General features: G+C 71.6%; 21 protein-coding genes, 1 tRNA gene and 1 pseudogene. 12 read left to right on the forward strand and 11 right to left on the reverse strand.

The window, feature by feature from the left end:
- Positions 1–73 precede the first annotated feature (73 nt).
- From O7625_RS05840 to O7625_RS05850, 3 genes are all read left to right on the forward strand, one after another.
- Positions 74–1,282 carry an MFS transporter gene (locus O7625_RS05840; RefSeq protein WP_282344897.1) on the forward strand — a complete coding sequence of 403 codons (1,209 nt, stop codon included), beginning with the start codon at positions 74–76 and terminating at the stop codon, positions 1,280–1,282.
- 200 nt (positions 1,283–1,482) lie between these two features.
- Complete coding sequence (locus tag O7625_RS05845) at positions 1,483–2,937, forward strand: aldehyde dehydrogenase family protein (RefSeq protein ID WP_282344898.1); 1,455 nt, start codon at positions 1,483–1,485, stop codon at positions 2,935–2,937.
- A gap of 101 nt (positions 2,938–3,038) precedes the next feature.
- A complete protein-coding gene (locus tag O7625_RS05850) occupies positions 3,039–3,863 on the forward strand; it encodes an SDR family NAD(P)-dependent oxidoreductase (protein WP_282344899.1) in 825 nt (274 codons plus the stop codon).
- 60 nt (positions 3,864–3,923) lie between these two features.
- Here O7625_RS05850 and O7625_RS05855 read toward each other — a convergent pair whose 3' ends face one another.
- From O7625_RS05855 to O7625_RS05885, 7 genes and pseudogenes are all read right to left on the reverse strand, one after another.
- Positions 3,924–4,349: a VOC family protein gene (locus tag O7625_RS05855; protein WP_282344901.1), complete on the reverse strand. Its 426-nt coding sequence runs from the start codon at positions 4,347–4,349 to the stop codon at positions 3,924–3,926.
- A gap of 10 nt (positions 4,350–4,359) precedes the next feature.
- Positions 4,360–4,731 (reverse strand): nuclear transport factor 2 family protein, encoded by a 372-nt coding sequence (locus O7625_RS05860; RefSeq protein WP_282344903.1) that lies wholly within the window; start codon positions 4,729–4,731, stop codon positions 4,360–4,362.
- Positions 4,732–4,767: 36 nt separating this feature from the next.
- Positions 4,768–5,577 (reverse strand): ester cyclase, encoded by an 810-nt coding sequence (locus O7625_RS05865; protein WP_282344905.1) that lies wholly within the window; start codon positions 5,575–5,577, stop codon positions 4,768–4,770.
- A complete protein-coding gene (locus tag O7625_RS05870; protein WP_282344906.1) occupies positions 5,574–7,166 on the reverse strand; it encodes a GMC family oxidoreductase N-terminal domain-containing protein in 1,593 nt (530 codons plus the stop codon). Before O7625_RS05870 ends, O7625_RS05865 begins: the two co-directional genes overlap by 4 nt.
- Positions 7,163–7,570 (reverse strand): hypothetical protein, encoded by a 408-nt coding sequence (locus O7625_RS05875; protein WP_282344907.1) that lies wholly within the window; start codon positions 7,568–7,570, stop codon positions 7,163–7,165. The genes O7625_RS05870 and O7625_RS05875 overlap by 4 nt, the downstream gene beginning before the upstream one ends.
- A 260-nt stretch (positions 7,571–7,830) precedes the next feature.
- Positions 7,831–8,283, reverse strand: coding sequence for a helix-turn-helix transcriptional regulator (locus O7625_RS05880; RefSeq protein WP_282344908.1), 453 nt, complete (start codon positions 8,281–8,283; stop codon positions 7,831–7,833).
- Between the two features lie 537 nt (positions 8,284–8,820).
- Positions 8,821–9,126, reverse strand: a pseudogene (locus O7625_RS05885) (glutamate--tRNA ligase family protein); the annotation flags it as partial.
- 365 nt (positions 9,127–9,491) lie between these two features.
- Between O7625_RS05885 and O7625_RS05890 the strand changes: the two are divergent.
- The 5 genes from O7625_RS05890 to O7625_RS05910 all read left to right on the forward strand — a co-directional run bounded on the left by O7625_RS05890 (position 9,492) and on the right by O7625_RS05910 (position 14,688).
- Positions 9,492–9,566: transfer RNA gene (locus tag O7625_RS05890), tRNA-Lys, on the forward strand.
- Positions 9,567–10,047: 481 nt separating this feature from the next.
- The gene (locus O7625_RS05895; RefSeq protein WP_282344909.1) at positions 10,048–10,482 is read left to right on the forward strand and encodes a hypothetical protein; all 435 of its coding nucleotides are present in this window, start codon (positions 10,048–10,050) and stop codon (positions 10,480–10,482) included.
- 531 nt (positions 10,483–11,013) lie between these two features.
- Positions 11,014–11,139, forward strand: coding sequence for a hypothetical protein (locus tag O7625_RS05900; protein ID WP_282269098.1), 126 nt, complete (start codon positions 11,014–11,016; stop codon positions 11,137–11,139).
- Positions 11,140–11,215: 76 nt separating this feature from the next.
- Entirely contained in the window at positions 11,216–12,505 is a 1,290-nt protein-coding gene (locus O7625_RS05905) for a hypothetical protein (protein ID WP_282344911.1), read from the forward strand.
- A gap of 86 nt (positions 12,506–12,591) precedes the next feature.
- On the forward strand, positions 12,592–14,688 hold the full coding sequence (locus tag O7625_RS05910) for a tetratricopeptide repeat protein (protein WP_282344913.1): 2,097 nt from the start codon (positions 12,592–12,594) through the stop codon (positions 14,686–14,688).
- A gap of 40 nt (positions 14,689–14,728) precedes the next feature.
- Here O7625_RS05910 and O7625_RS05915 read toward each other — a convergent pair whose 3' ends face one another.
- Positions 14,729–16,195 carry a LuxR family transcriptional regulator gene (locus tag O7625_RS05915; RefSeq protein ID WP_282344914.1) on the reverse strand — a complete coding sequence of 489 codons (1,467 nt, stop codon included), beginning with the start codon at positions 16,193–16,195 and terminating at the stop codon, positions 14,729–14,731.
- A 133-nt stretch (positions 16,196–16,328) separates the two neighbouring features.
- Between O7625_RS05915 and O7625_RS05920 the strand changes: the two genes are divergently transcribed.
- The 4 genes from O7625_RS05920 (at position 16,329) to O7625_RS05935 (ending at position 20,721) form a co-directional block, all read left to right on the forward strand.
- Positions 16,329–16,502, forward strand: coding sequence for a putative ATP-grasp target RiPP (locus tag O7625_RS05920; protein WP_157517551.1), 174 nt, complete (start codon positions 16,329–16,331; stop codon positions 16,500–16,502).
- Positions 16,503–16,571: 69 nt separating this feature from the next.
- Complete coding sequence (locus O7625_RS05925; RefSeq protein ID WP_282344916.1) at positions 16,572–17,582, forward strand: MvdC/MvdD family ATP grasp protein; 1,011 nt, start codon at positions 16,572–16,574, stop codon at positions 17,580–17,582.
- Complete coding sequence (locus tag O7625_RS05930) at positions 17,579–18,571, forward strand: TIGR04500 family putative peptide maturation system protein (protein WP_282344918.1); 993 nt, start codon at positions 17,579–17,581, stop codon at positions 18,569–18,571. The genes O7625_RS05925 and O7625_RS05930 overlap by 4 nt, the downstream gene beginning before the upstream one ends.
- Positions 18,529–20,721 (forward strand): peptidase domain-containing ABC transporter, encoded by a 2,193-nt coding sequence (locus O7625_RS05935; RefSeq protein ID WP_282344919.1) that lies wholly within the window; start codon positions 18,529–18,531, stop codon positions 20,719–20,721. The genes O7625_RS05930 and O7625_RS05935 overlap by 43 nt, the downstream gene beginning before the upstream one ends.
- Here the strand turns inward: O7625_RS05935 and O7625_RS05940 are convergent.
- Genes O7625_RS05940 through O7625_RS05950 form a run of 3 tightly spaced genes read right to left on the reverse strand, consistent with a single transcriptional unit; the run spans position 20,718 to position 23,198 of the window.
- The gene (locus tag O7625_RS05940) at positions 20,718–21,437 is read right to left on the reverse strand and encodes a CDP-alcohol phosphatidyltransferase family protein (RefSeq protein ID WP_067309156.1); all 720 of its coding nucleotides are present in this window, start codon (positions 21,435–21,437) and stop codon (positions 20,718–20,720) included. The genes O7625_RS05935 and O7625_RS05940 overlap by 4 nt on opposite strands.
- Positions 21,412–22,479, reverse strand: a complete 1,068-nt coding sequence (locus tag O7625_RS05945; protein ID WP_282344923.1) for an iron-containing alcohol dehydrogenase family protein — start codon at positions 22,477–22,479, stop codon at positions 21,412–21,414. Before O7625_RS05945 ends, O7625_RS05940 begins: the two co-directional genes overlap by 26 nt.
- Positions 22,467–23,198, reverse strand: a complete 732-nt coding sequence (locus tag O7625_RS05950) for a phosphocholine cytidylyltransferase family protein (protein ID WP_067309164.1) — start codon at positions 23,196–23,198, stop codon at positions 22,467–22,469. Before O7625_RS05950 ends, O7625_RS05945 begins: the two co-directional genes overlap by 13 nt.
- Positions 23,199–23,232: the final 34 nt, after the last annotated feature.

Below are 23,232 nucleotides of genomic sequence, written 5' to 3' on the forward strand. Positions count from 1 at the left end.
TTGTCCTGGTGGTCTTTACACCAGCATAAACAACCTTCTGTACTACTTTCCCCGAAGACACCAGGGTGGAACTGTGAGCACATCGTCGACCACCATGGGCGCCCCCAGCGCGGCGCCCGGCCCCAGCGGATCCGGCTGGGTCAAGTCCGTCACCGTACTCGCCGTGGGCTCGTTCGCGATGGGTACGGACTCCTTCGTCCTGGCCGGGATCCTCCCGCAGATGGCCCGGGGGCTGCACGTCTCCACTGGCGAGGCCGGTCAGACCATCACCGCATTTGCCCTCACCTACGGCCTGGCCGGGCCCTTCCTGGCCGCTCTGACCAGCCGCCTGCCCCGCAAACCGCTCCTGGCCTTCGCCCTGACGCTGTTCATCGTGGCCAACGTGGCCTCCGCAGCCGCCCCGACCCTGACCCTGCTGCTGGTCGCCCGGGTCGCGGCCGGCATCGGCGCGGCGCTCTACACGCCCAACGCCTCCGCCGCGGCCGCCGCCCTGGCCGGGCCCGCCCGCCGCGGCCGGGCACTGTCGGTCATCCTCGGTGGACTCACTGTCGGCACCGTCTTCGGCGTACCCGTCGGTACCTGGATCGGCCAGCACCTGTCCTGGTCGGGAAGTCTGCTCTTCGTGGCCGCCGTGGGCACCGTCGCCCTGCTCGGCGTGCTGGTGGTCCTGCCCACCCTGCCGGTCCCGCCGGCAGTCCCGCTGGCGCAGCGCTTCCGCGTCCTGGCCCACGGCCGGGTCGTGGCCATCGTCGGCGTGATGCTGCTGGAGAGCTGCGCCAGCATCATGGTGTACACCTACACTGCCGCGATCCTCGGTGGGATCGCGCACGTCAGCGGCACCGAACTGGCGGTCGCCCTGCTCGTCTGGGGTATCGGCGGGGTGTTCGGCGCCTTCGGCAGTGGATGGCTCACCGACCGGTGGGGCGCCGAACGGACCCTGACCGCCGCCATCGTCCTGCTGGTCATCACCCTCGCCGCGCTGACCCTGGCCACCTCGTTCGTCGCGGTCGCTGTGGTGATGCTGCTCAACGGCGCTGCCGGCTGGGCGGTGTCCACGCCCAACAACCACCGGCTCACCGCCCTGGTGCCGACGCTGCCCAGCGTGGTGATCTCGTTCAACGCCTCGGGCATCTACCTCGGACAGGCCGTCGGGGCGGCGCTCGGTGGTGTCCTGCTCGACGGCGGGACCAGTGTGCGCGTGCTCTGCCTGACCGGTGCCGCGGTCGCCGTCGCGGCGGGCATTCTGCACGCCGCTGTCGGGCGTCCTGCCGGGAAACCCTGAACTGTTCCCGATTCGGGCGGGAACTTGACGAATTCGCCGTCGGGTGGCCCCGGATCAGTCGATCGAATCATCTGAGACGTTACCGTCGAATCAGTTCTTTCGATCGATTGCTTCGAATGCCTTAGGCATTGCCGAAGGCCCGACGGAAGACCCGGTAATCGCCCCGTCCGCCCGCATTGAGGATTGGAAGAATCGTGACTGTGTCAACCGCCAATGCCGTACAGGACGTGCAGCTGTTCATCGACGGGCAGTTCCGGCCCGCCGCCGACGGCCAGCTCCGCGACGTGATCGATCCGGCCACCGGTGCGGTGGTGTGCCGGCAGGCCTGGGGCACCGTCGGCGACGTCGACGACGCCGTCGAATCGGCGGCGCGCGCCTTCGTCTCGCCGCAGTGGAGCGGACTCACGCTCAAGCAGCGGGCGCGCCTGCTGCTGCGCATCGCGGACGCCATCGAGGAGGACGGCGCCGAGCTGGCCCGCCTGGAGTCGATCGACGTCGGCAAGCCGATCATCTTCACCCAGGGCTTCGACGTGCCGCAGGCCGCTGAGGGCTTCCGGTACTACGCCGGGATGGTGGAACAGATCGAGGGCGCCATGCGCCAGGCCGGCACCCGGTCGTTCGGCTACACCCGGCGGGAGCCGCTCGGCGTCGTCGCGGCGATCACGCCGTTCAACTTCCCACTCAACCTGGCGGTCAACAAGATCGCCCCCGCCCTGGCCGCCGGCAACACCTTCGTGCTCAAGCCGGCCGAGCAGACCCCGTTGTCCTCGCTGTACCTGGCCGACATCATGTCCCGCGCGGGCCTGCCGGCCGGGGTCTTCAACGTGGTCACCGGCGACGGCCCGACCGTCGGCGCCCGGCTGGCCCGCCATCCCCGGGTCATCAAGCTGGCCTTCACCGGGTCCACCGCCACCGGCAAGAAGCTCATCGCCGAGGCCGCGGGAACCCTCAAGAAGGTCACCGCCGAGCTGGGCGGCAAGGGCGCGAACATCGTCTTCGCCGACGCCGACCTCGACGCGGTCACCCAGTGGGCCTTCCAGGCCGCGTTCTTCAACACCGGGCAGTTCTGCATGAGCGGCTCCCGGCTGCTCGTGCACCGCAGTGTCCACGACGAACTGGTCAGCCGGTTGACGAAGGTGATCGAGGCCACCAGCGTCGGTGACCCGCTGGACCCGGCCACGATGATGGGGCCGCTGGCGCACCGGGCACAGCTCGACCGGGTGACCGGCTACGTGGCCTTGGCCCAAGCGGAGGGTGCCACGCTGCGCGCGGGCGGCAACCCGGTCGACCGGCCCGGCTTCTTTCACGAGCCCACCCTGTTCACCGAGGTCACCCCGGACATGCGCATCGCCCAGGAGGAGGTGTTCGGGCCGGTCCTGACGGTGACCGTGTTCGACACCGACGAGGAGGCGGTGGCCATCGCCAACGGCACCCCGTACGGCCTGGCCGCGGGTCTGCACACTGCTTCGCTGACCCGGGCGCACCGGGTCGCCGCGCAGTTGGCGGCCGGCATCGTCTGGGTGAACACCTGGGCCATGTTCGAGAACAGCATCCCGTTCGGCGGCTACAAGGACTCCGGGTACGGCCGCGAGCTGGGCCCGGAGGGCCTGCAGGAGTACCAGCAGCTCAAGTCCGTGGTCGTCAACGTCGAGTGAACCGGCCCCACCACCGCTGGACCACGGGTGACGGCACGCCGCAGCGTGCCGTCACCCGCCCGTGTGTCCCCGCCCACCACCACCATCGTGAAAGGTGCGTCATGTCCGATCTCAGCAGTCGTACGATCCTGCTCACCGGCGCTACTGACGGCCTCGGCCGTGCCGTCGCGGAGCAGCTGGCCGCCCGCGGCGCCACGCTGATCCTGCACGGGCGCAACAAGACCAAGGGTGAGGAGCTCCTGGCCGACCTGCGCGACGCGACCGGCAACCCCCGCCTGAGTTACGTGACGGCCGATTTCGCGTCCCTGCGCGACATCCATGAGCTCGCCGAGCACGTCCTGCGCGAGCCGCGGCTGGACACCCTGGTCAACAACGCCGGCATGGGTGTCGAGCTGCAGCGCCGCGACAGCGAGGACGGCCACGAACTCACCTTCCAGGTCGACTACCTGGCCACCTACGTGCTCAGCGTGCGACTGGCGCCGCTGCTGGCCCGCCACGCCCCGGCCCGGATCGTGAATGTCTCCTCGGCCGGCCAGGCGCCGCTGGACTTCGACGACGTGATGCTGCGCCGCGGGTGGAGCGGCGAGCAGGCCTACTGCCAGGCGAAGCTGGCCCAGATCATGCTCAGCTTCGACCTCGCCGCGGCGTACGAGGATCAACGGGTGACGGTCAACGCCCTGCACCCGGCGTCGTACATGCCCACCAAGATCGTGACGCATCTCTACACGCCCCGCAGCACCATCGCGGAGGGGACGACCAACGTCGTGCGGCTGATCGACGACCCCGAGTACGCCGTCGTCACCGGCCAGTACCTCAACCGCGCGGACGTCGCCCGCGCGCACAGCCAGGCGTACGACGACGACGCCCGTGCCCGGCTCCGGGCGTTCAGCGCGGAGCTGACCGGTGTCCCGTTCCCGACGATCTGACCCGACGAAACAGCGCCTCCGCCGTGCGGCGGAGGCGCTGTTTCGTGCGGGCCGGGCGATTCAGGCCGCGGCCAGCTCCTCGGGGGCCTGATCGGTGTAACCCTGACTCACCTCCACGACCACCCCGTCGGGGTCACTCACCCAGACCGTCCGCCAGCCGGGGATGAACTCGTCGAAGGACAGTGGTCCCAGGGTCACGGTCAGCTCTCCGCGGGCGGCGGCCAGAAAGTCGTCGACGCTGTCGACCTGGTACGCCAGGTGGCGTACCGATCCCCGGTGCGTGGGACCGTCCTTCTCGGCCGGGAAGGCCGGCGGCGTTGCCGAGGCGAACAGCTCCAGGTAGACCGGACCGGATTTGAGGAAGATGACCTCCTCGTCGCCGGCGCGGACCACCCGGGCGCGGCGGAAACCGAACCAGCGGGTGTAGAACGCCTCGGTCGCCGCCTGGTCGGCGCAGTTCAGCCCTACGTGGGACCACCGCATCATGCCGGCCACGTCATTGGCCCATCGCGACGGCGAACGGCACGGTGTCGTGCACGTTGGTCATGTACCGGATGAGCCCGTCGACGATCTCGAAGTAGTTGCAGACGTCGGCCTCGACCTGCGCGCCGGAGGGGGTACGGGCGGAGATGTGCGAGACCACGGCGGCCTTCTCGCCCTGCACCACGACGTGCACCGGCGTGTTCGTGAAGCTCGCGTACATGGTGGGGAAGCCCTTCATCATCTCCCGCAGCGTCTCCCGGCCCGCCACATGCCCGGCCAACTGCTCGTCCATCGTCTGATCCGGTGCGAACAGGTCGCACCAGGTGTCCCATTCGCCGTCGTTGGCGAGTTCGTAGTAGCGGCGTACGACATCAGCGGTGTTCATGACATCTCTCCTCGGGTGGGATGGGCGGCGGTGGGGTCAGTTGGGGATCGGGACGCCGAGCTGGGCCATCAGGCCTGCGGTGTCCGCCTGGGTCCACCGCTCGACGACCTTGCCGTCCGCTAGGCGGTACACCTCCACGCTGGTCCAGCTCACCTCCTTGCCGGTGGGCTCGATGCCGAAGAAGCGGCCGACGTGCCGACCGGTGAAGGTGATGTGCATGATCACCCGCTGCCCCTCGGCCGGGTACAGGCCGTCGAGATCGGCTCTGAAGTCCAGCGCCTCGTGCGCGGCGACGATGATGCCCTTGAGCTCCGACAGGGATTCGACGTCCCAGGCGGGGTTGTGGTCGACGAACCCCGGGCCGAACAGCTCGTTGAGTTCGTCGTACCGGTGGGCGTTGACCGCGTCGCTGACCCGCTGCACGACGGCCACGTTGGCCTCGTCCTGGGTCAGCTGGGCCTTAAGCCCGAGCAGGTCGTCGGTGGCCCAACGTTCGGTGAACACACCGTCGGCGACCTGCCAGATCTCGGTGGTTTCCCACTGCGCTTGACGCCCGGTCGCCTCGACGCCGAGCACCGGACCCTGATGGACGCCGTGCAGCCGGACGCGCGTCACGACCTTGTCGCCGCTGTCGATGATGTCGAGAAGTTCACCGTGGATCGCGAGGGTCTTGTGCGCCTCGACCAGGGCTTCCAGGTAGGTGTCCTGGCTGGTTATCTCGAAACCGGGGTGGTGGTCGACGAAACCGGGCGCGATGACGGAGCGGACGGTGTCGTAGTCGGCGTCGTTGAACGCCTGGAGGAAGGTGCGGTAGAGATCGGCTGCGGTGCGGTGGGCATTGCTCATGACAGGCCTCCTGCGGGGTGCTGGCTTCGGGACCGGATGATCAGGTCGGCGGCCTTCTCGCCGATCATGACGGTGGGTGCGTGGGTGTTGCCGGACACGATGCGCGGCATGACGGACGCGTCCGCGATCCGCAGGCCGTCGAGGCCGTGGACTCTCAACTGCGGGTCGACCACCGCGTCGGGACCGGTGCCCATCCGGGCCGTACCGACGGGGTGCCAGAGGGTGGAGGCGTTGGCCCGCACGAAGGCACGGATGTCCTCCTCGCGGGACGCTGCCGGTCCGGGTGACAGCTCGATGCCGCGCAGCGCGGCAAAGGCGGGGTGGGCGGCGAACCGGCGGGCCAGCCGGACCCCGTGAACCAGGACGTCGAGGTCGGCCTCGTCGTCGAGGTAGTTCGCCCGGACCCGGGCGGGGCGCGCGGGGTCGGTGTCGGCCAGCCGGACCTCACCGCGGCTGCGGGGCTGGAGCGCGATCGGCGCGAAGGTGAAGCCGGGGCCGGCCCACTGGTAGGCCGTTGCCTCGGGGGGCAGGAACTTGACCGGCCCGAAGGTGAACTGCAGATCGGGTGGGCCGTCGGGAGCCGCCGCCGGTGTCCGGGTGAACAGGCCCGCCTCGGACAACAGGGCACCGGCTGGGTGCTCCTCGACCGCCTCGAAGCACACCGGGACGAACGGGTGGTCCTGCAGGTTGGCGCCGACTCCCGGCAGGTGCTGCACCACCGGCACCCCGAACTCGGCCAGGTGCGCGGCCGGCCCGATCCCGGACAGCATCAGCAGCTTCGGCGTCTCGAACGCCCCAGCGCTGAGCACGATCTCGTAGCGGGCTTCGCCGGTGCGCCGGACGCCGTCCTGGACGTATTCCACGCCCACCGCCCGCTGATCCTCGATTACCACCCGGGTGGCCCGGGCGCCCGTCTCGATCGACAGGCCGGGCCGGTCAGCGAGTGGGCGCAGGTAGGCCGCGGCGCTGCTGGCCCGGCGGTTCCGCGGGGTGCGAATGGTCTGGTAGAAGAAGCCCGCGCCCTCCTGGGTGTCGCCGTTGTAGTCGAAGCCCTCGGCCGGCCCCCGGCCGCCGGTCGCGGTGACAAAGGCCCGGGCGATCCGGCTCGGATCACGCAGCGCCAGCACGCTCACCGGTCCGGAATCGCCCCGCTGCTGCGGGCTCGTGGTCGGTCCGGAGTAGCTCTCCGAGCGGCGGAAGTAGGGCAACACCTCGTCGTAGGACCAGCCGGGGTTGCCGGCCGCGCTCCAGCCGTCGTAGTCGGCTCGGTTGCCGCGCACCCACATCAGCGCGTTGACCGAGCTGCACCCGCCGAGGACCATGCCGCGGGCCACCGGGATCTGCCGGCCGTCCAGGCCCTTCTCCGGCTCGGTGACGTAGCCCCAGTCGATCTGCGGGCTCCAGTCCGAGGTCAGCAGCGACAGCACCGAACCGGCGTCCGTGCGGTGGATCTCCGGCCGGTCGTCCTGGCCGCCCGCCTCCAGCAGCAGGACGGTGTGCACCCCGTCCGCGCTGAGCCGGTTCGCCACGGCCGCGCCGCCGGAGCCCGACCCCACGACGATGTAGTCGAACACCTGGTTCGTGGTCATGGCGTCGCCTGCAGTACCGGAATCAGCTCGCCCACCCGGTAGGTCAGGATGCGCAACTGGTCACCGGGCCCCTTGCGCAAGGTCCAGCGCTGGTCGATCCGGAAGACGGTGCGGGTGCCGTCGGATACGTGGGTCGCTTTCCAGATCACCGTCAGGTCCAGATCGAGCCAGGATCCGTGGTCCGCGACGTCCAGCCGTTGCAGTTCGTGTTCCTGGTCGGTGAACAGGTCGCCGACGGCGGCATACCATTCCACGAAGTCGCCGGTGCTGAAGAGGGTAGTCTCCGGAAAAACCATTTCCAGACCCTGCGAAGCAAGCCGCGGCAGCATCTCCTGCACCGGTGCCCGATGACTCAGATCGTCGAACCATTGCTGACAGAATTGTCGCACGACGGCGTGGTCCATGGGATTCCTCTCGCTTGTGAGGCGAGCCCGGTCCGTCGGTACGACAACAGCCGGCTCGCAGGTGGACTGCAATCCATGCTGTTTCCTGAAATGGTGGGTGTCAACGTCATGAAATCGTCGAATGGACGCATCGGAAGAGCCGTCGGAATGCTCCTGAGCTGCAGCGACGCCTAAGATCTGTGGCCGGAACGGTGGCGGGCGGAGGCTGCGCGACGATGCTACTTACGGGACTTGGAAAAAACGTCTCCCGGGCGCCGTCGTCACGTGCTGCCGTCCATCGGCTGCCACCTCAGGCCCTTCGCGGGCGGAGTGTTGAGCAGCCGAGCGGCGTCAGCGGCGGCGCGTTGGGCGGCGACGAGGTAGTCCGGCACCGGGCCGCCGAGCTCCAGCATCGACTGGATGGCTCGGACCACCCCCTCGCTGATAGTGGAGATGTCCCGGCTCAAGGCGGCGTGTAGGTCGGCCGACGCATTCTTCGCCGGCCGGCCGTGCCTTTCCGCGCGGGCCGCGAGCCACGCCGGGCGCAGCTCGGCGGAGTCCACGTCCGCGAGTTCGCACAGTGTCACCACGACAGTCCATGGTGGAACGCACTGGCCGGAAAGGTAGCGGGAAAGCGACGAGTCACTGACGTACGTCGCCGCTTGCAGCTCCCGCAGGCTGCGACCGGAGCGGTCCCGCAACGCACGAAGCTTGTCGACGAGGAGTTCGGTCACGATTTCCCCCATGCATGGTACATACATCGAACCTAGTAGCACGAATCTCGAATCCTTCCCGCTTTTGTTCCGACCGGTGTCGGGCGGACGACCCGGCGGCTTCTCGGTGGTGAGACGGATGTGCGCTGACCTGCCCCGGGGGTTCGTGACAGTGAGCAACTTCACAGGGCACGGGCGGCGGCCAGGCGGCGTTCCGTGGTCGTGGCGCCGAGGATGACGGCCACACAGTTGCCCTTGTCGCGCACGTGCTACGAGGTCAGCACCGTGGGCGCGCGCGAGATCCCGCTTGAGGCGCTCGTACCGGGGGATCCTGGACGGACGCCGAGGACGGCTGCATTACGACTGGTGCAAGAGACGGCCATCGCGGGATCCGGTTTGATGCTAAGCGGCGATCGGCCTGGGATCGGTGGGGTCGGTGCAGGATCTCGCGGTCACCGGAGGGCGTCCACCCGAGCAACATCAGGTAGTTCCGTATCGCTCCGGCGAGGTACCCCTCGGCGCGGAAGTCTTCCAGGGCCACCCGGTCCCGACGGTGAGGAGCCGATCGATGGCTCCGCGGTGCTGCGGAGCGTAGTCGGACTGGAACAGCGGACCCTCGTACTCGCTCGGGTCGATGCCGAGCCACTCCATCGCGTCGAGGATGCCCTCGACCTACTCCGGTCGGTTCCGCGCCGCGTCCGTTGGGGTCGGTCCAGGATCTCGCGGTCACCGGAGGGCGTCCGTGTCCTCGATCCGCAGCACCATCGTCCCGCCCGACCGTCGGGCCAGCACCCAGCTGAACAGGACAGACCGGGCATATCCGGCCCCGGAGCTTCCGAGCCGGGGCGTCGTACCCCTGCCCAGGCAACGGATCGCCCAGACAGTCACTGTCACCTCGGTCGGACCCAAGGACGACTCGTGCGACACGCCATGGCCGAGGTGTTCAACTCCCTGTACAGCGCCCAACTCGTCCGCAACCGAGGTCCGTGGCGCGGGCTCGACGACCCGGAGACGGCCACCGTCGAAGACATCGACTGGCACGACAGCCGCCGCTCGCTCGGCGAACTCGGGCATGTCCCGCCCGCCGAGCACGAGCAGCCGGTGTTGGTAGCCGCACCAGGTGGGCCGGACGATCCACGGTCACCAGCACGATCACCCACACCGCGTCGAAGGGCGAGCCTCAGGCGAACCCGACCCGACGGAGGAGTTCGGGTAATCTATGGCGCAGCGGGCCGTTAGCTCAATGGCAGAGCTGAGGACTTTTAATCCTTAGGTTCTGGGTTCGAGTCCCAGGCGGCCTACCATCTGAACTGCAAGAATAGACCATCATCGCCTTAGCTGATCACCCTCCTGTGCGAGGATTGTCGGATTCGAGGCTTTCTCTGCGAGCACCTGCCGAGCACCAGCCCATCGTCACGGCAGGGTTCGCTGTCTCGGGTGCCCTCTTGACGAGTGCGTTGCGGACCATCAAGTTCACGGCTGGATGCTGCGGCCGGTCGGAGGTGGTGTCCGACCGACCCAGGGGCGGATGTTCGGTCCCTCACGGTGCGATATCCAGAGACCGCCCCCACCGGCGATCCTGGCCTGTATCTCATTCCACTTCCGGGACCGGGGCCGAAGTAGGCGTGCCAGAAGCGGAAGGAGCCTCACCGGCGCTGCGGGGGGGCGACTCAGGAAGTGGCTAACAGGCGGCCGCTGCGGATCTCGGGGTATCGGTCACGGGAGCGGCCTCGGACACCGCTTACCGCCGCGTTTCCGCTGGGATCTATTCTGAGGCTGAATTGAATGGACTTCTTAGAGTATCTAGACGAGTTGGCCGATCATGTCCGAACTCGAGTCGATGACGAGACTCGTGTGACGACCACGGGAAGCGGCATCAGAAGGCGGGTCGAGGTCACTCCAAGCAACAAACAAGCCTGCGGTTTCGCCGCGTTCTTTCAGGACGAGGACGAGATGACGATCGCTTTCGGCGAAATGTCTGTCTTCGATCTTGCCGATGATGACTACGAGGAAATGCACTTCTCCTGCCGAGAGGTGGTAGATGCCATCATCGCCGGCCGAGTTTCAGAAACCGTCTTTCTGAGAGGTGCGTCGCCAGTGCGGGCGGTGGCCCGCGTGGAACTGCCCGACCGCATCGTAAAGGTGCATACCCGCCAAGGCCTGTCCATCTTTGCCCGTAGGGGCAAGACGCGCCACTTCGAGCCGTACTTGACAGCCTGACGACCCATGGCGGTACCGGGTGGCGGCCGCCCGGTCGGCCACCCCGATACCACGCCATCAGATTGCTCGCCGCGCTACCGGACGTTCTTCGCGCTCGCGCCAGTAGCTCTGCGGCGCGATCTTTCCGTCGAGCGTCGCCGGCGGCCCGAGGCGGCACCCCACGGTGATCCGCACCGTCCGGTGGAGCCGCCGACAGTGGATCACCGGTGGGGCGACCTCGGGCGACGAGATGGCGGGACGGCTCACCGGCGACCGTCGTACCGGGGCACGGCGGACACCGCCGACCCACTCGCCAATTGGTAAAATATGCTGCTTTCACTTCCCGCAGGTGGCACTTACCCGACCATTGTCGGATTTTGTGCTTTGATCGGCGAATGACCACACGCACGGCCACGAGAAAAACCGGGGCCTTCCCTGCTATTTCTCCGTTCCCAAGTCCGTCTTCAGGAGACCTCAAGGTTAATTCGAGCCCGCAGGAATAGCCTGTGATCGGCTCATTACCGAGCGTCCCGACCAGAGGAGGGCTCCCCCATGAACACCCAGGACGTCAAGGCCGCGCGGCCGATGAAGAAGATCACCGTTCGCAAGGCCGGTTCGGTTCGGCTGACCGCCAACGCGAACGCCCTGTACGCCCCCTTCTCCTGCTGGCCGTTCTGATCGTGGCGCGTCGCCCGACCGGCTCTCCCGGTCGGGCGGCGCTCCGCCGGGACCGACACCACCACAGGAGGACGGCATGAGCGGCCACGCCGGCACCGACCAGGTCACCGCCCCGGCCGGGGAGCCGGGCTTCGACCCGGACCGGCAGGTGCAGGTACCGAGCCTGTCGTTCCTGCCCGAGGGGGACGGTGTCGTGGTGGGCAACGCCGCCGCAGACTCGTACGCGGTCCTGCCCGTCGACGGCGCGGAGCTGCTGCGCCGGCTCGGCGAGGGGATGACACCCCGGGCCGCCGCCGCCTGGTACGCCGAGACGTACGGCGAGGAGGTCGACATCGCCGAACTCCTCGTCGACCTGGCCGACCTGGGTCTGGTCACCCTGCCCGACGCCACCGGACCGACCACCCCCTCCGCAACCACAGGCACACCGGCAACCGCAGCCGCATCCGCCAGCGCAGCCGCGCCGGTGCGTTGGCAGCGGCTGGGCCGGGCGCTCTTCTCCCCGGTGGCCCTGCTCGCCTACGCGGCGCTGGTCGTGGCCGCCGTCGTCGTCGCGGTGGCGCAACCCGACCTGCGTCCGCACTACCGGGCCATCTTCTTCACCGACTACCTGACGGTGGTGACGATCGTGCTGGCCATCGGCCAGTGGCCACTGATCGCCCTGCACGAGTCCGCGCACGCGCTGGCGGGGCGACGGTTGGGGCTACGGACCCGGCTGACCGTCGGGTACCGGTTGCAGTATCTGGTCTTCGAGACGGTGATGGACGGCCTGGTCACCGTCCCGCGCCGCCAGCGCTGGGTGCCGATGCTCGCCGGCATCGGCGTGGACCTGGTGGTGATGGCGCTGCTGACCCTCGCCGCCGCCGCGCTGCGCGAGCCCGACGGCTCGCTGCCCCTGCTGGCACGGCTCTGCCTCGCGTTGAGTTTCGGCGCGCTGCTCCGCGTCGCCTGGCAGTTCTTCCTCTACCTGCGTACCGACCTGTACTACCTGCTCACGCTGGTGCTCGGCACGGTCGACCTGCACGGCAGCGCCAGTGTGCTGCTGCGGCACCGGTTCCGTCGGCTGACCGGCCGGCCGGGTCTGGACCGGCAGGTGGCCCGGCTGCACCCCACCGACCGGCGAACCGCCCGCTGGTACTCGTGGGTGATGGTCGCCGGGTACGCCGCCACCCTGGCCACGCTGGCCTTCGCCATCGTGCCGGCGGGCATCCACTTCTTCGTCGAGGCGGTGGCCGAACTCGACGGCCGCCACGGCGTCGACAACCTCGTCGACTCCGCCGTGGTGCTCGTGCTCAGTGTGGCCGAACTCGCCTTCGTCGGCTACCTGGCCCTGCGTACCCGACGTCGCGCCCGGACCGCTCCCGCCTGAGCACGACCCGCCCGGACCGCCCCGAGCACGCCCCCGCCGCAACCGGCCACCCCCGACAGCCCCGCAACCACCCGAGAGGCGAACCCGTGCAACAGACCCCCCACCGCTGGATCCGGGCCGCCCGGCACCACGACCGGCAACGGCTGCTGACCGCCGGGATCGACGTGCCGGTGCTCGCCGTACTCGACGCCCACCGGTGGCTGCGCGGGCCGTACACGGCCGCCGGCACCCTGCTGCGCGCCCTGGTCCCGACGATCCTGGCCGGGCGTCCGGACCTCGTCGCCCGGCACCAGATCGAGATCCTCTCGGTCGCGCCGGAGCTACGGGATCTCGTTCCGGCCACCCGGGAGACGTTGACGTCGCTGGCGGTGCCGGCGGAGCGGACCCGGTTCTACTCCCGGATGCGGACCCTGCGGCACGCGCACGGGCTGGTCGACCTGCTCGACGCGTGGCTGCGGCACCTCGACGACGGGCCGAGGTGCCTGGTGGTGGAGAACCTGCACGAGGCGGACCAGACCGACCGGGAGTTCGTCGGGACGCTGCTGCGCCGGGCCGACCCCGACCTGCTGCAACTGCGGGTGGCGACGGCCACCGACGCGGTCGACGAGCCGCCGGGAGCGGTCGCCGTCCCGCTGCTGCCCGCCCTCCAGCGGTACGCGGTGCCGGTGGACGGCGATCCGGCGCAGCCGGCGGCCGGGCCGCCCGCCGACCCGGCGACCTACGCCCGGAGCTACGTGGCCGGTGACTGTGTCGACGACGATCCGGCGGTGCTGGCCGCCTACCGGGAGCTGCCGGCCGAGGTCCGGGCCGCCCTGCACGACGACCGGGCCGACGAGCTGCTCGCCACCGGGGAGTGGTCGTGGCGGCTCGGTGCCGTCCCGCTGCACCGGGAGCGGGGCCGCGCGCCCGGCTCGACCGGCGCCGACGCGCTGCGCCAGGCACTCGAATACTGCGTCAACCTGGGCTTCTACCACGCCACCCTGGACTACGGGGCGCGTGGCCGGGCGGTGATCGACTGGTCCGGACAGGTCGAACACTGGTGGGCGTTCACCACCAAGATGACCACCTCGTTGATGGCCTTGGAACGGCCGCTGGAGGCGTTGGCCCTCTACGACGAGGCGCGGGCGCAGACCGACAGCGGCATGGTGCACATGCAGGCGGCGTACGCCACCGCCATGATCTACACCCGGCACCTGGAGACCGGCAAGCGCGACCACCGCAAGGCGCGGGCCTGGTGCAACGCGGCGATCGCGTACGCCCGGCTGGCCCCGAACCCGCAGGACAGCGCCGCCAACCTGGTCTTCAACCGCAACGGTCTGGCCCTGGTCGCGATGCACGAGGGCAGGCTCACCGAGGCGCTGGATCTGATCACCACCGGACTCGCCAGCATGGAGGACGCCCTGGGTGACGACAAGCACCTGCTGCACCGCTCGGTGCTGCGCCACAACCGCTCGCAGCTGCTCTCCGCCCTGGGCCGGCCGGAGGAGGCCCTGGCCGACCTGGAGACGGTCATCGCGATCGATCCCAACTACGCCGAGTACCACCTCGACCGGGGTACCCTGCTGCGCCGGCTGGGCCGCCTCGACGAGGCGTTGGAGAGCTACGAGCAGGCCTCGCGGCTGTCCCCGCCCTTCCCCGAGGTGCACTACAACCGGGCCGACGTGCTGCTGGAACTCGGTGCCGCCGAAGCGGCCCTGGCCGGCTTCGACAGGGTGCTCGACCTCGATCCGGAGCACCTGGACGCCCGGATCAACCGGGCCGGGCTGCGCCAGGGGCTCGGCGACGTCGACGGGGCGTGGGACGACGTCCGGGCCGGGCTGGCGCTCGCCCCGGACAACGGCCACCTGCTCTGTGTACGCGGGCAACTGGAGTTGGAGACGGACGCGGAGCAGGCCCGGCGCACGCTGACCGACGCGGTGAACGCCGATCCGACGCTCGCCGCCGGCTGGGCCGCCCGCGGGGTGGCCAGCTACGAGCTGGGCGACCTGCCGGCTGCCGTCGCCGACCTCGGCCACGCGTTGGAACTCGACGACGATCCGGCGGTCCGGTTCAACCGGGCGCTCGCCCTGGCCGACGCCGGCCGGCACGCCGAGGCGGACGCCGACTTCCAGGCGTGTGCGGCGGCGGATCCGACGCTCGCCGCCGAGGTGGCCGAACACCGCGCACGGCTGCTGCCGGCCTGAGTACGGCCGGCCGCCCGGTTCCCGGCCGGCAGCGCCGGTCTCAGCGGATCCGGGCCTGTCGGGTCGCCAGCTCGGTGCGGTTGCGGACGCCGAGCTTGCGGAAGATGTTGCCGAGGTGGAACTCGACCGTCTTGACCGAGACGAAGAGTCGCTGGGCCGCCTCCCGGTTGCTGAGCCCGTTGGCGATCGCGGTGGCGACCCGCGCCTCGGCCTCGGTCAGCCTCGGCCCATCAGCCCGGCCGGTGAAGCCCTCGGCCGGCCCCGCGAAGCCCTCGGTGGGCCCGGCGGAACCTGCGGTCGGCCCGGCGAAGTCGGCGGTCGGGGCAGCGGACGACGACCGGGCGGCACCGACGGCGGGTGGTGTGCCGAGCGCCTGGAGGTCCCGCATCACCAGGGCGAGCATCCCCGCGGCACCGGTCCGGGCGTAGCCCGCACACGCCTGCTCCAACAGCCGCGCCGCGTCCCCCCGCCGACCGGCCCGCCCGTGGTGTACGCCCAGCAGCCAGGCGATCCGGGCCGCCAGGAGCTGCTCGACGGGCCGGGTCAGCAGGTGCAGCGCGGCGGTCAGTGCCGTCGTCGTAGCCGGATGCGGATCGAGGATCCAGGCCCGCCACGCCGGCAGCACCGAGCCGCCGGGCCAGGAGGACGGCGGGTCGTCGACCCCGGCGAGCAGGTCGGCGGCTGACCCGGGTCGGCCCGCCAGGGCGTGGTGGGTGGCCAGCTCCCAGCGGTGTTCGTACTGGAGGCCGGCGGTCACCCCGGCGTCCGTGGCCACCACGAGCTGGAGCAACCCCGCCCAGGTCTCCTCGTCGCCCCGGGCGAACGCGAGCGCGGCCGTGCACTCGGGCAGGTGACGGGCGACCCAGGCCGAACCGACCTGCGCGGCCAGCTCGCGGGCCTGGTCGAGGTGGAGCGCGGCCTGGTCGAGGTCCCCGCGCAGCGCGTCGCACTTGGCCAGCCAGGAGGTCGCCTCCGCCTGTACGTCGAGGCTGCCGCACTGCGCGGCGAGCCGGGCCGCCTCCCGCAGCTCGGCCTGACCCCGGACCAGGTTGCCGGCCCAGGCGTCACCCACACCGATCAGGGCGAGCAGCCGGGCCCGGTCGGCGGGGGCCAGGTCCAGGGTGGCGAGCAGCGGGGCGAACCGTCGAGCCTCGTGCGGGCGCATCAGGGTCATCACGGCGGTCAGCGCGCACTCGACCAGCACCGGATCGTCCCCGAAAGGGTTCTCGTCGTAGACCCGGACGGCGGTGGCGAGGTGCTCCGGTCCCTCGGCGAGACCGGCCCGGGTCGCCGCCGTCCCCGCCAGCGTGCGGTAGATCACCTCGGTCCGGGGCGAACCGCTCGCCTTGTGGGCCTGCCGCGCCCGGGCCAGCAGGGGGAGCAACCGGTCGCTGTCGGCCGTCCGGGACAGCGCGAGGAACGCCCGGAACACCAGGCCCGCGGCCCGCTCCGGATCGGCGCGGTCGGCCGCCGACAGCAGGCGCTCGGCCGTGATCTCGGTGGACACCGGCTGAGCGTAGAACCCGGGTCCAAGACTGGGGAGATCCCTGGTGCCCAGCTCACCCCGGCCGGCACACACTGCTCGGACCAGCCGGTCCACCCGGCCGGCGGGCGTTCCGAACCGGATACGAGGTAGCACCATGAAGCGTAGGACCGTACAGATCGACACCATTCCCGCCGACGGGGTGGAGCTGGCCGACGAGCAGCTCGCCGGGATGCTCGGTGGCCTGCCGCGCAACGGCGCGGGCTCGTCGAAGACCATCGACGACATCCCCGGCGGGGGCCGACCGGACACCGACACCGACTTCGACTGATCCGTCACCGCCGGCGATCCGGTCCACCGAGGTGGCCGGGCCGTCGGCGGGCCCCCGCCCGGAGTACCCATGATCCTCATCCTGACCGCCCCCGACGACGTGCACGCCGACGCGGCCGAGGTGGAGCTGGGCCGGCGCGGCGTCAGCTGGGTCCGGTTCGACCCGGCCGACGTCCCGTCCCGCGCATCGCTGTCGGTGACCATCCGGGAGGGTCGGCTGACCCGCACCCTGGTCCGGCACGCCGACCCGGGCGACGTCGACCCGGACGGGACCGGCGACCGGGTCCTCGACCTCGACACGGTGACCGCCGTCTGGTTCCGCCGCCCCGGTGTCCCGGTCGCCCCGGCCCACCTGGGCGAACCCCACGCCAGTTTCGTGGTCGCGGAGAGCCGGCAGTTCGTCGGCGACGTCTGGGAGACCCTCGACGTGCCGGCGCTGCCCGCGGCCCGGCCGGTGGTGCTGCGGGCCCAGCAGAAGGTCCGCCAGCTCCAGCTCGCCCTGCGCCTCGGCTTCGACGTGCCGGCGACCGCCGTCGGCAACTCCCCCGGGGCCGTGCTCGACCTGTTCGACCACACCGGCGGTCGGTTGATCACCAAGCAGGTCGGGCTGACCACCCTCCGCGACGAACTGATGCGCTACACCGAACCGGTCACCCACCGCGACGTCGGCCACGTCGACGGGGTACGCCACTGCCCCCTCATCGCGCAGGCCCGGGTGCCCAAGCGGGTCGAGCTGCGGGTCACCGTCGTCGGGGACCGGGTGTTCACCGCCGCCATCGACTCCCAGCGGTCCAACCACGCCCGCCACGACTGGCGTCGCCAGGACGACCGGAACACCCCGCTGACCCGGTACGACCTGCCCGCCGACGTCGCCGACCGGTGCGTGGCGCTGACCCGCGCGCTCGGCCTGCGCTACAGCGCCCTCGACCTGATCGTCACCCCCGACGACCGGTACGTCTACATCGAGATCAACCCGACCGGCCAGTACCTGTGGGTGGAGGAGGAGACCGGGCTGCCCATCACGGCCGCCGTGGTCGACCTGCTCACCGCCCCCGCCCCCACCCCCGGAGCCAGCACATGACCACCCTCGATCCGGCCCTGCTCGACGCGGCCCTGCGCCTGGTGCGGGAGCTGACCACCGACCGCGCCGGGATGGGCGAGGCCCGACAGCGCCTCGCCCCGCTGCGGGAGCGCTGGCCCGGGGCCGATCCGGCGATCGTGCGGGACGAGGAGGCCGCCGACGGCTCGGTCTCCTTCGACGTGCTGCTGCGCGAACCCGCCGGCACGGTCTCCGTGGCGTACAGCCCGACGCCGGCACTGCCGTGGCCGTTGCGCGGGGCGGTCCGGCACTCCGACCGCCATCTCGCCCGGGTGGGCACCAGGACCCTGCGGGTGGGCGAGGCGCTCACCGCACTCGACTTCCTCTGGTACGACCACGACGTGCTCGCCCGGCTGGTCGACACCGGCCTGGTCGCCACCGAGCTGGAGCAGCACCCGGTCGAGGTCGACGACGACGAACTCCAGGCGGCGGCCGACGCGTACCGCCGGGCCAAGGGCCTGCTCGACGCCGAGGCGACCGCACGGTGGCTCACCGAGCGGGGGCTCAGCGCCGAGGACTTCGCCGACCTGATCGCCCACACGGTGGCGGTCACCCGGCTGCGCGGGCGGGTGGTGGGCGACCGGCTGCCGGGCTGGTTCGCCGCGCACCGGTCCTCGTTCGACACCCTCGTGATCGCCTGGACCGCCGAGGGGTCGCCGCCGACCGACCGCGCGGCGGCGCTCTCGGCGGTCGCCGCCGCGGTCCACGCCGGGCGGGCCGCGGGCATCCTGCGGACGGTCGCGGTGGCGGCCCCGCCCGGGCTGCGCGACGCCGACGGGCCGGCGCCGACCACGATCGCCGGTACGGCGGTGACGGCGGTGGTGGTCGACCGCGAGCCGGCCGTCCTCGACGGGGGCACCCGGGCGCTGGTGGAACGGGCGATGTTCGACGAGTGGCTGGCGCAGCGGCGGGCCGAGACGGACGTCGAGTGGTTCTGGTTGCCCCGGGACCGGACGACGCGGGTCCGGTGACCGGCCGGCGACGGGTGCCGGTGGTGCTCCAGGTCGCCGCCACCGACTGTGGACCCAGTGCGCTCGCCATGCTGCTCGCCGCCTGCGGCCGGGCGGTCCCGGCGTCGTACCTGCGGGCCCGGCTCGACGTCGGCCGGGACGGTCTGAGCCTGCGTGACCTGCGCGACGCGGCACAGGAGCACGGGCTGCGTTGCCGGGCGATCGCCCTGCCCGCGCTGCGCCGGGACGCCACCCGGCTGCGGGAGCTGGCGCTGCCCCTGGTGGCGCACTGGAACGGCGACCACTACCTGGTGGTGGAGCGGGTGGGACGGCGCGGCATCGACGTGGTCGACCCGGCCGTGGGCCGACGGCGGCTGTCGCCCGCCCAGTTCTCGGCCGGCACCACCGGTGTGGTGCTGCTGGCCGAGCCCGCCGGTCCCGCCCCGCCGGCACTCCCGGCACCGTCACCGGTACGCGACCTGCTGGTGCCGGTGCTGCGCCGGCACGCCGGCCTGCTCGCCCTGCTGGCCGCGACCTCGGTGCTGCTCACCGCGACCGGACTGGCCGTACCGTGGGCCACCGCCGCGATCATCGACGCCGCCGCGCCCCCCGAAGCGTCCTGGCTCGCCGCCGTCGCCGCGCTGGCCCTGCTCACCGGGGCGTTGTCCCTGGCCCGCGGGCTGACCGTGGCCGCCCTGCAACGACGCATCGGCACCCGGCTCGGCACCGAGACGGTGCACCGGCTCTTCGCGGTGGTCTACCGGTACTTCCACCGCCGGTCGGCCGGTGACCTGGTCGACCGGGTCCGGGCGGTCACCGCCGTCCGTGACCTGCTGGCGTCGGCGCTGGTGGCCACCGCGCTCGACGGCCTGCTGGTGGTCGGCTACCTGGCCGTGGTGACCGTGCTGGCGCCGGTGCTGGGCCTGGTGGCCGCCGGTGTGATCGCGGTCCAGGCGGGCACGGCGCTACGGGTCGGCCGTCGCTCCGGCGCGCTGCAACGGGAGGAGCTGCTCGCCTCCGGCGAGGAGGCGGCCCGGCTGGCCGACGCGGTGCAGGGGATGGCGGCGATCCGGGTCGCCGGGGCGCAGCGGCGGGTGCTGGGCCGCTGGCAGGAGTCGTTCGACCGGGGCGTCGGGGCGGCGCACCGGCTGGCCCGGCTGTCGGCGGTCGCGGACGCCCTGCTCGCCGCCTGGTCGATGGCGAGCCCGGTGCTCATGCTGCTGGTGGCGGTCCGGCAGGCCGACTCACCCGGGCGGGCGGCCGGATTGGCCGCGCTCGCGGTCGCCGCGATCACCCCGGCGGTGGCGCTGGCGCAGCGGCTGCCGTCGTTCACCCTGCTCGCGCCCACCATGGACCGGCTGGCCGACATCGCGGACGCACCGGTCGAGCAACCCACCCCGGGTATGCCCGCGCCCACCCTGACCGGGCTGGTCACCCTCAGCGGGGTGAGCTTCCGCTACGACCGGCGGTCGCCCTGGGCACTGCGCGACGTCACCGCCGTGATCCGGCCGGGCAGCAAGGTGGCGGTGGTGGGCGGCTCCGGCAGCGGCAAGAGCACCCTGGTCGGCCTGCTGACCGGCCTGTACGCCCCGACCGGGGGGCGCATCCACGTCGACGGCCACGACCTGGCCACGCTGGACCTGTCCTCGGTGCGCCGGCAGATCGGGGTGGTCCTCCAGGAGACCTACCTCGGCGCGGGCACCCTCCGGGAGGCGCTGACCCTGGCCCGCCCGGACGCCTCCGACGCCACCATCGCCCGGGCGCTCCGGCTCGCCGCGCTGCACGACGACGTGGCGGCCCTGCCGATGGGGCTGCACACCCACCTCGGCGACGGTGGCACCGGCCTGTCCGGCGGGCAACGGCAGCGGGTCGCGCTCGCCCGGGCGCTGCTCGCCGACCCCGCCCTGCTCATCCTGGACGAGGCGACCAGCGCGCTGGACACGGTGACCGAGGCCGCCGTCGAGGCGGCGCTCCGTACGCTGCCGATGACCCGGCTGGTCATCGCGCACCGGCTGTCCACGGTCGCCGACGCCGACCTGGTGCTGGTGCTGGACCGCGGCCGGCTGGTGGAGAGCGGACCACCCGGGGTGCTGCTCGCCGCCGGTGGGCCGTTCGCCCGGCTGGCCGGCGTACCCGGTGCGGCCCCCGGTGCGGCCCGCCCGCGGTGCTAGAGCGAGGCGCGGGCCGAGAAGGCGATGCTGGCGAGCAGGAACCCGCCGTTGACCACGGTGAACGCCACGATCACCCAGAACACCAGCGCCGGGGCGGCCATCAGCACCAACCCGGCCACGAAGATCACCGCACCGTAGTCGCGGACCAGCTTGACCAGGCGTACCGGCAGCGAGGTGGAGGTGACCATGCTGGCGGCGTTCGGGCCGGCCTGCATCACCGAGGTCACCAGGTTGACCATCCAGGTGCCGGCGAAGGTGGCGACCAGCCAGGTCGGGGTGCTCGGGCGCTGCGCCACGGCGGTCGCGGACAGGGCGGCGACCAGGGCGATCTGGGCGGCCACGTCGCAGAGCACGTCGACCCGGGCTCCGGCTGCACTGCCCTGGCCGGTGACCCGGGCGAGCTGCCCGTCGGCGCAGTCCAGCGCGTACGCCACCTGCCAGCCGACCAGCGCGACCAGACCGACCAGCCAGGCCGGTACGGCCCCGGCGGCGACCCGGCCGGCGAGCGCCACCACGGTCACCGAGGCGGCCAGACCGAGCACCAGGTTGGTGATGGTCAGCGCCGTCGGGCGCAGCCCGAGACGCTGGGCTACCAGGGCGAAGACGGCACCCAGCCACTGGCTGACCGACTCGCTGAACAGGCCGCCGCCCCGGTTGACCCGGTGGAAGTCGGCAACGGTGGGACGGGGTTCAGCCACAGTGGTCGCGGAGTGCACCGGCGTAGTCTGCCAGCCGCTCCCGCGTCTCGGTAACCGACATGGCCAGGTGCTCCAGGATGGTGTACCGGTCGGGTCGGGTGGCCGGGGCGAACTGCACCGCCTCGACGAACTGCGCGTCGGTCAGGCCCACGTCGGCGGGGAGCCGGGGCAGCCGGTGCCGGCCCAGGCAGGCCGCCATCTCGGCGAAGCGCCGCCGGTCGCCCCGCAGGTAGGTGCAGAACAGCGCGCCGAGCCCGGCCAGCTCGCCGTGCGACGAGGTGCCCGGGAAGAGGGTGTCGATCGCGTGCATGATCTCGTGGCAGCCGCCGCTGGCCGGTCGGCTGCTGCCGCAGACCGCCATCGCCAGGCCGCTGGAGATCAGCGCCTCGGCCAGCACCGTCACGAAGGCGTCGTCGGTCATGTCGCCGGTGTGCGCGAGCACCGCCTCCGCGCCCATCCGGGCCAGCGAGGCGGCGAGGCCGTCGACCGGCTCGCCGCGTACCTGCCGGGCCAGTTCCCAGTCGGCCAGGGCGCTGATGTTGCTGACCACGTCGCCGATGCCGGCCCGGTTGTGCCGGTCGGGGCCGGCGGCCACGAAGTCCAGGTCGACGATCACCGCGATCGGGATGTGCACCCCGTAGGAGCCCTTGAGGCCGCCGGTGATCAGGCTGGCCACCGGGGAGGCGATGCCGTCGTTGGCGAGGCTGGTCGCCATCGTCACCATCGGCAGGCCGCGCCGGGTGGCCGCGTACTTCGCCACGTCGATGGTCTTGCCGCCGCCGATGCCGACCACCGCGTCGTACGACCGTTCGCGGAGCTTGCCGCCCAGTTCGTCGGCGGCGTCGAGGGTGCCGCCGGACACGGTGAAGACGTCCGCCGAGCGCAGTGCCGGCCGGACCAGCTCGGCGATCTGCCCGCCCTGACCGGGGCCGACCACCACCGCCACGTCGCCCCCGGCGGAGATCCGCCCGTCGGCGAGGATGGTGGCGAGGTCGGCCACCGCGCCGCGCCGCACGTCGATGTGCAGCGGGGTCAGGATGGTACGGGCTAGTAGCGGCACGCGATCTCCCGCGCCCGGGTCAGGTCGTCGTGGTTGTCGACCTCCACCCAGGAGACGTCCCCGATCGGCGCCGCCCGCACCTCACCGCCCCGGCCGGCGAACTCCTGGTAGCCGTCCTCGTAGTAGAGGTTCGGGTCGCGCCGCCAGGTCGCCTCCAGCGCATCGGCGAGCGCCCCGGCCACCTGCGGCTCGATCAGCGTCGCCCCGATGTACTCCCCGTACGCCTCGCCCGGGTCCATCAGCTTGGTGATCCGGGTGAGCTGGCCGGCGGCGTCGAAGGTGGTCTTCATCTCCTCCTCGGCCAGCGTCTTGAGGGTGTCGACGGCGAGCAGGATGCCCGGCCCCCGCTCGGCCAGCAGGGTCTTCTCCACGCTCACCGGGTGCACGGTGTCACCGTTGACCAGCAGCACCCCCCGGGCGAAGTGTTCCCGGGCCAGCCACAGCGAGTAGGCGTTGTTCCACTCCTCGGCCTTGTCGTTGTGCACCAGGGTGAGGGTGACGCCGTACCTCTCCTCCAGGGCCGCCTGCCGCTGCACGACCGCGTCGGCGGCGTAGCCGACCACGATCACGATCTCGGTGAGCCCCACCTCGGCCAGGTTGCGCAGCGCGATGTCCAGGATGGTGGTCTCACCGTCCACCGGCACCAACGCCTTGGGCAGGGTGTCGGTGTACGGGCGCAGTCGGCGCCCCGCACCGGCCGCGAGCACCATCCCGATCATGCGGGGCCTCCCTCGTCCTACTCCAGGTCACCGT

It is taken from the genome of Micromonospora sp. WMMD714, from assembly GCF_029581315.1.
Lineage (GTDB): Bacteria > Actinomycetota > Actinomycetes > Mycobacteriales > Micromonosporaceae > Micromonospora > Micromonospora rifamycinica.

Coding starts and splice junctions, on each gene's coding strand:
- O7625_RS05920 (WP_157517551.1), top strand. CDS start 16,329: ATGAAGCGTAGGACCGTACAGATCGACACCATTCCCGCCGACGGGGTG.
- O7625_RS05900 (WP_282269098.1), top strand. CDS start 11,014: ATGAACACCCAGGACGTCAAGGCCGCGCGGCCGATGAAGAAGATCACC.
- O7625_RS05850 (WP_282344899.1), top strand. CDS start 3,039: ATGTCCGATCTCAGCAGTCGTACGATCCTGCTCACCGGCGCTACTGAC.
- O7625_RS05865 (WP_282344905.1), bottom strand. CDS start 5,577: ATGAGCAATGCCCACCGCACCGCAGCCGATCTCTACCGCACCTTCCTC.
- O7625_RS05855 (WP_282344901.1), bottom strand. CDS start 4,349: ATGATGCGGTGGTCCCACGTAGGGCTGAACTGCGCCGACCAGGCGGCG.
- O7625_RS05875 (WP_282344907.1), bottom strand. CDS start 7,570: ATGGACCACGCCGTCGTGCGACAATTCTGTCAGCAATGGTTCGACGAT.
- O7625_RS05950 (WP_067309164.1), bottom strand. CDS start 23,198: ATGATCGGGATGGTGCTCGCGGCCGGTGCGGGGCGCCGACTGCGCCCG.
- O7625_RS05870 (WP_282344906.1), bottom strand. CDS start 7,166: ATGACCACGAACCAGGTGTTCGACTACATCGTCGTGGGGTCGGGCTCC.
- O7625_RS05895 (WP_282344909.1), top strand. CDS start 10,048: ATGGACTTCTTAGAGTATCTAGACGAGTTGGCCGATCATGTCCGAACT.
- O7625_RS05930 (WP_282344918.1), top strand. CDS start 17,579: ATGACCACCCTCGATCCGGCCCTGCTCGACGCGGCCCTGCGCCTGGTG.
- O7625_RS05860 (WP_282344903.1), bottom strand. CDS start 4,731: ATGAACACCGCTGATGTCGTACGCCGCTACTACGAACTCGCCAACGAC.
- O7625_RS05925 (WP_282344916.1), top strand. CDS start 16,572: ATGATCCTCATCCTGACCGCCCCCGACGACGTGCACGCCGACGCGGCC.
- O7625_RS05905 (WP_282344911.1), top strand. CDS start 11,216: ATGAGCGGCCACGCCGGCACCGACCAGGTCACCGCCCCGGCCGGGGAG.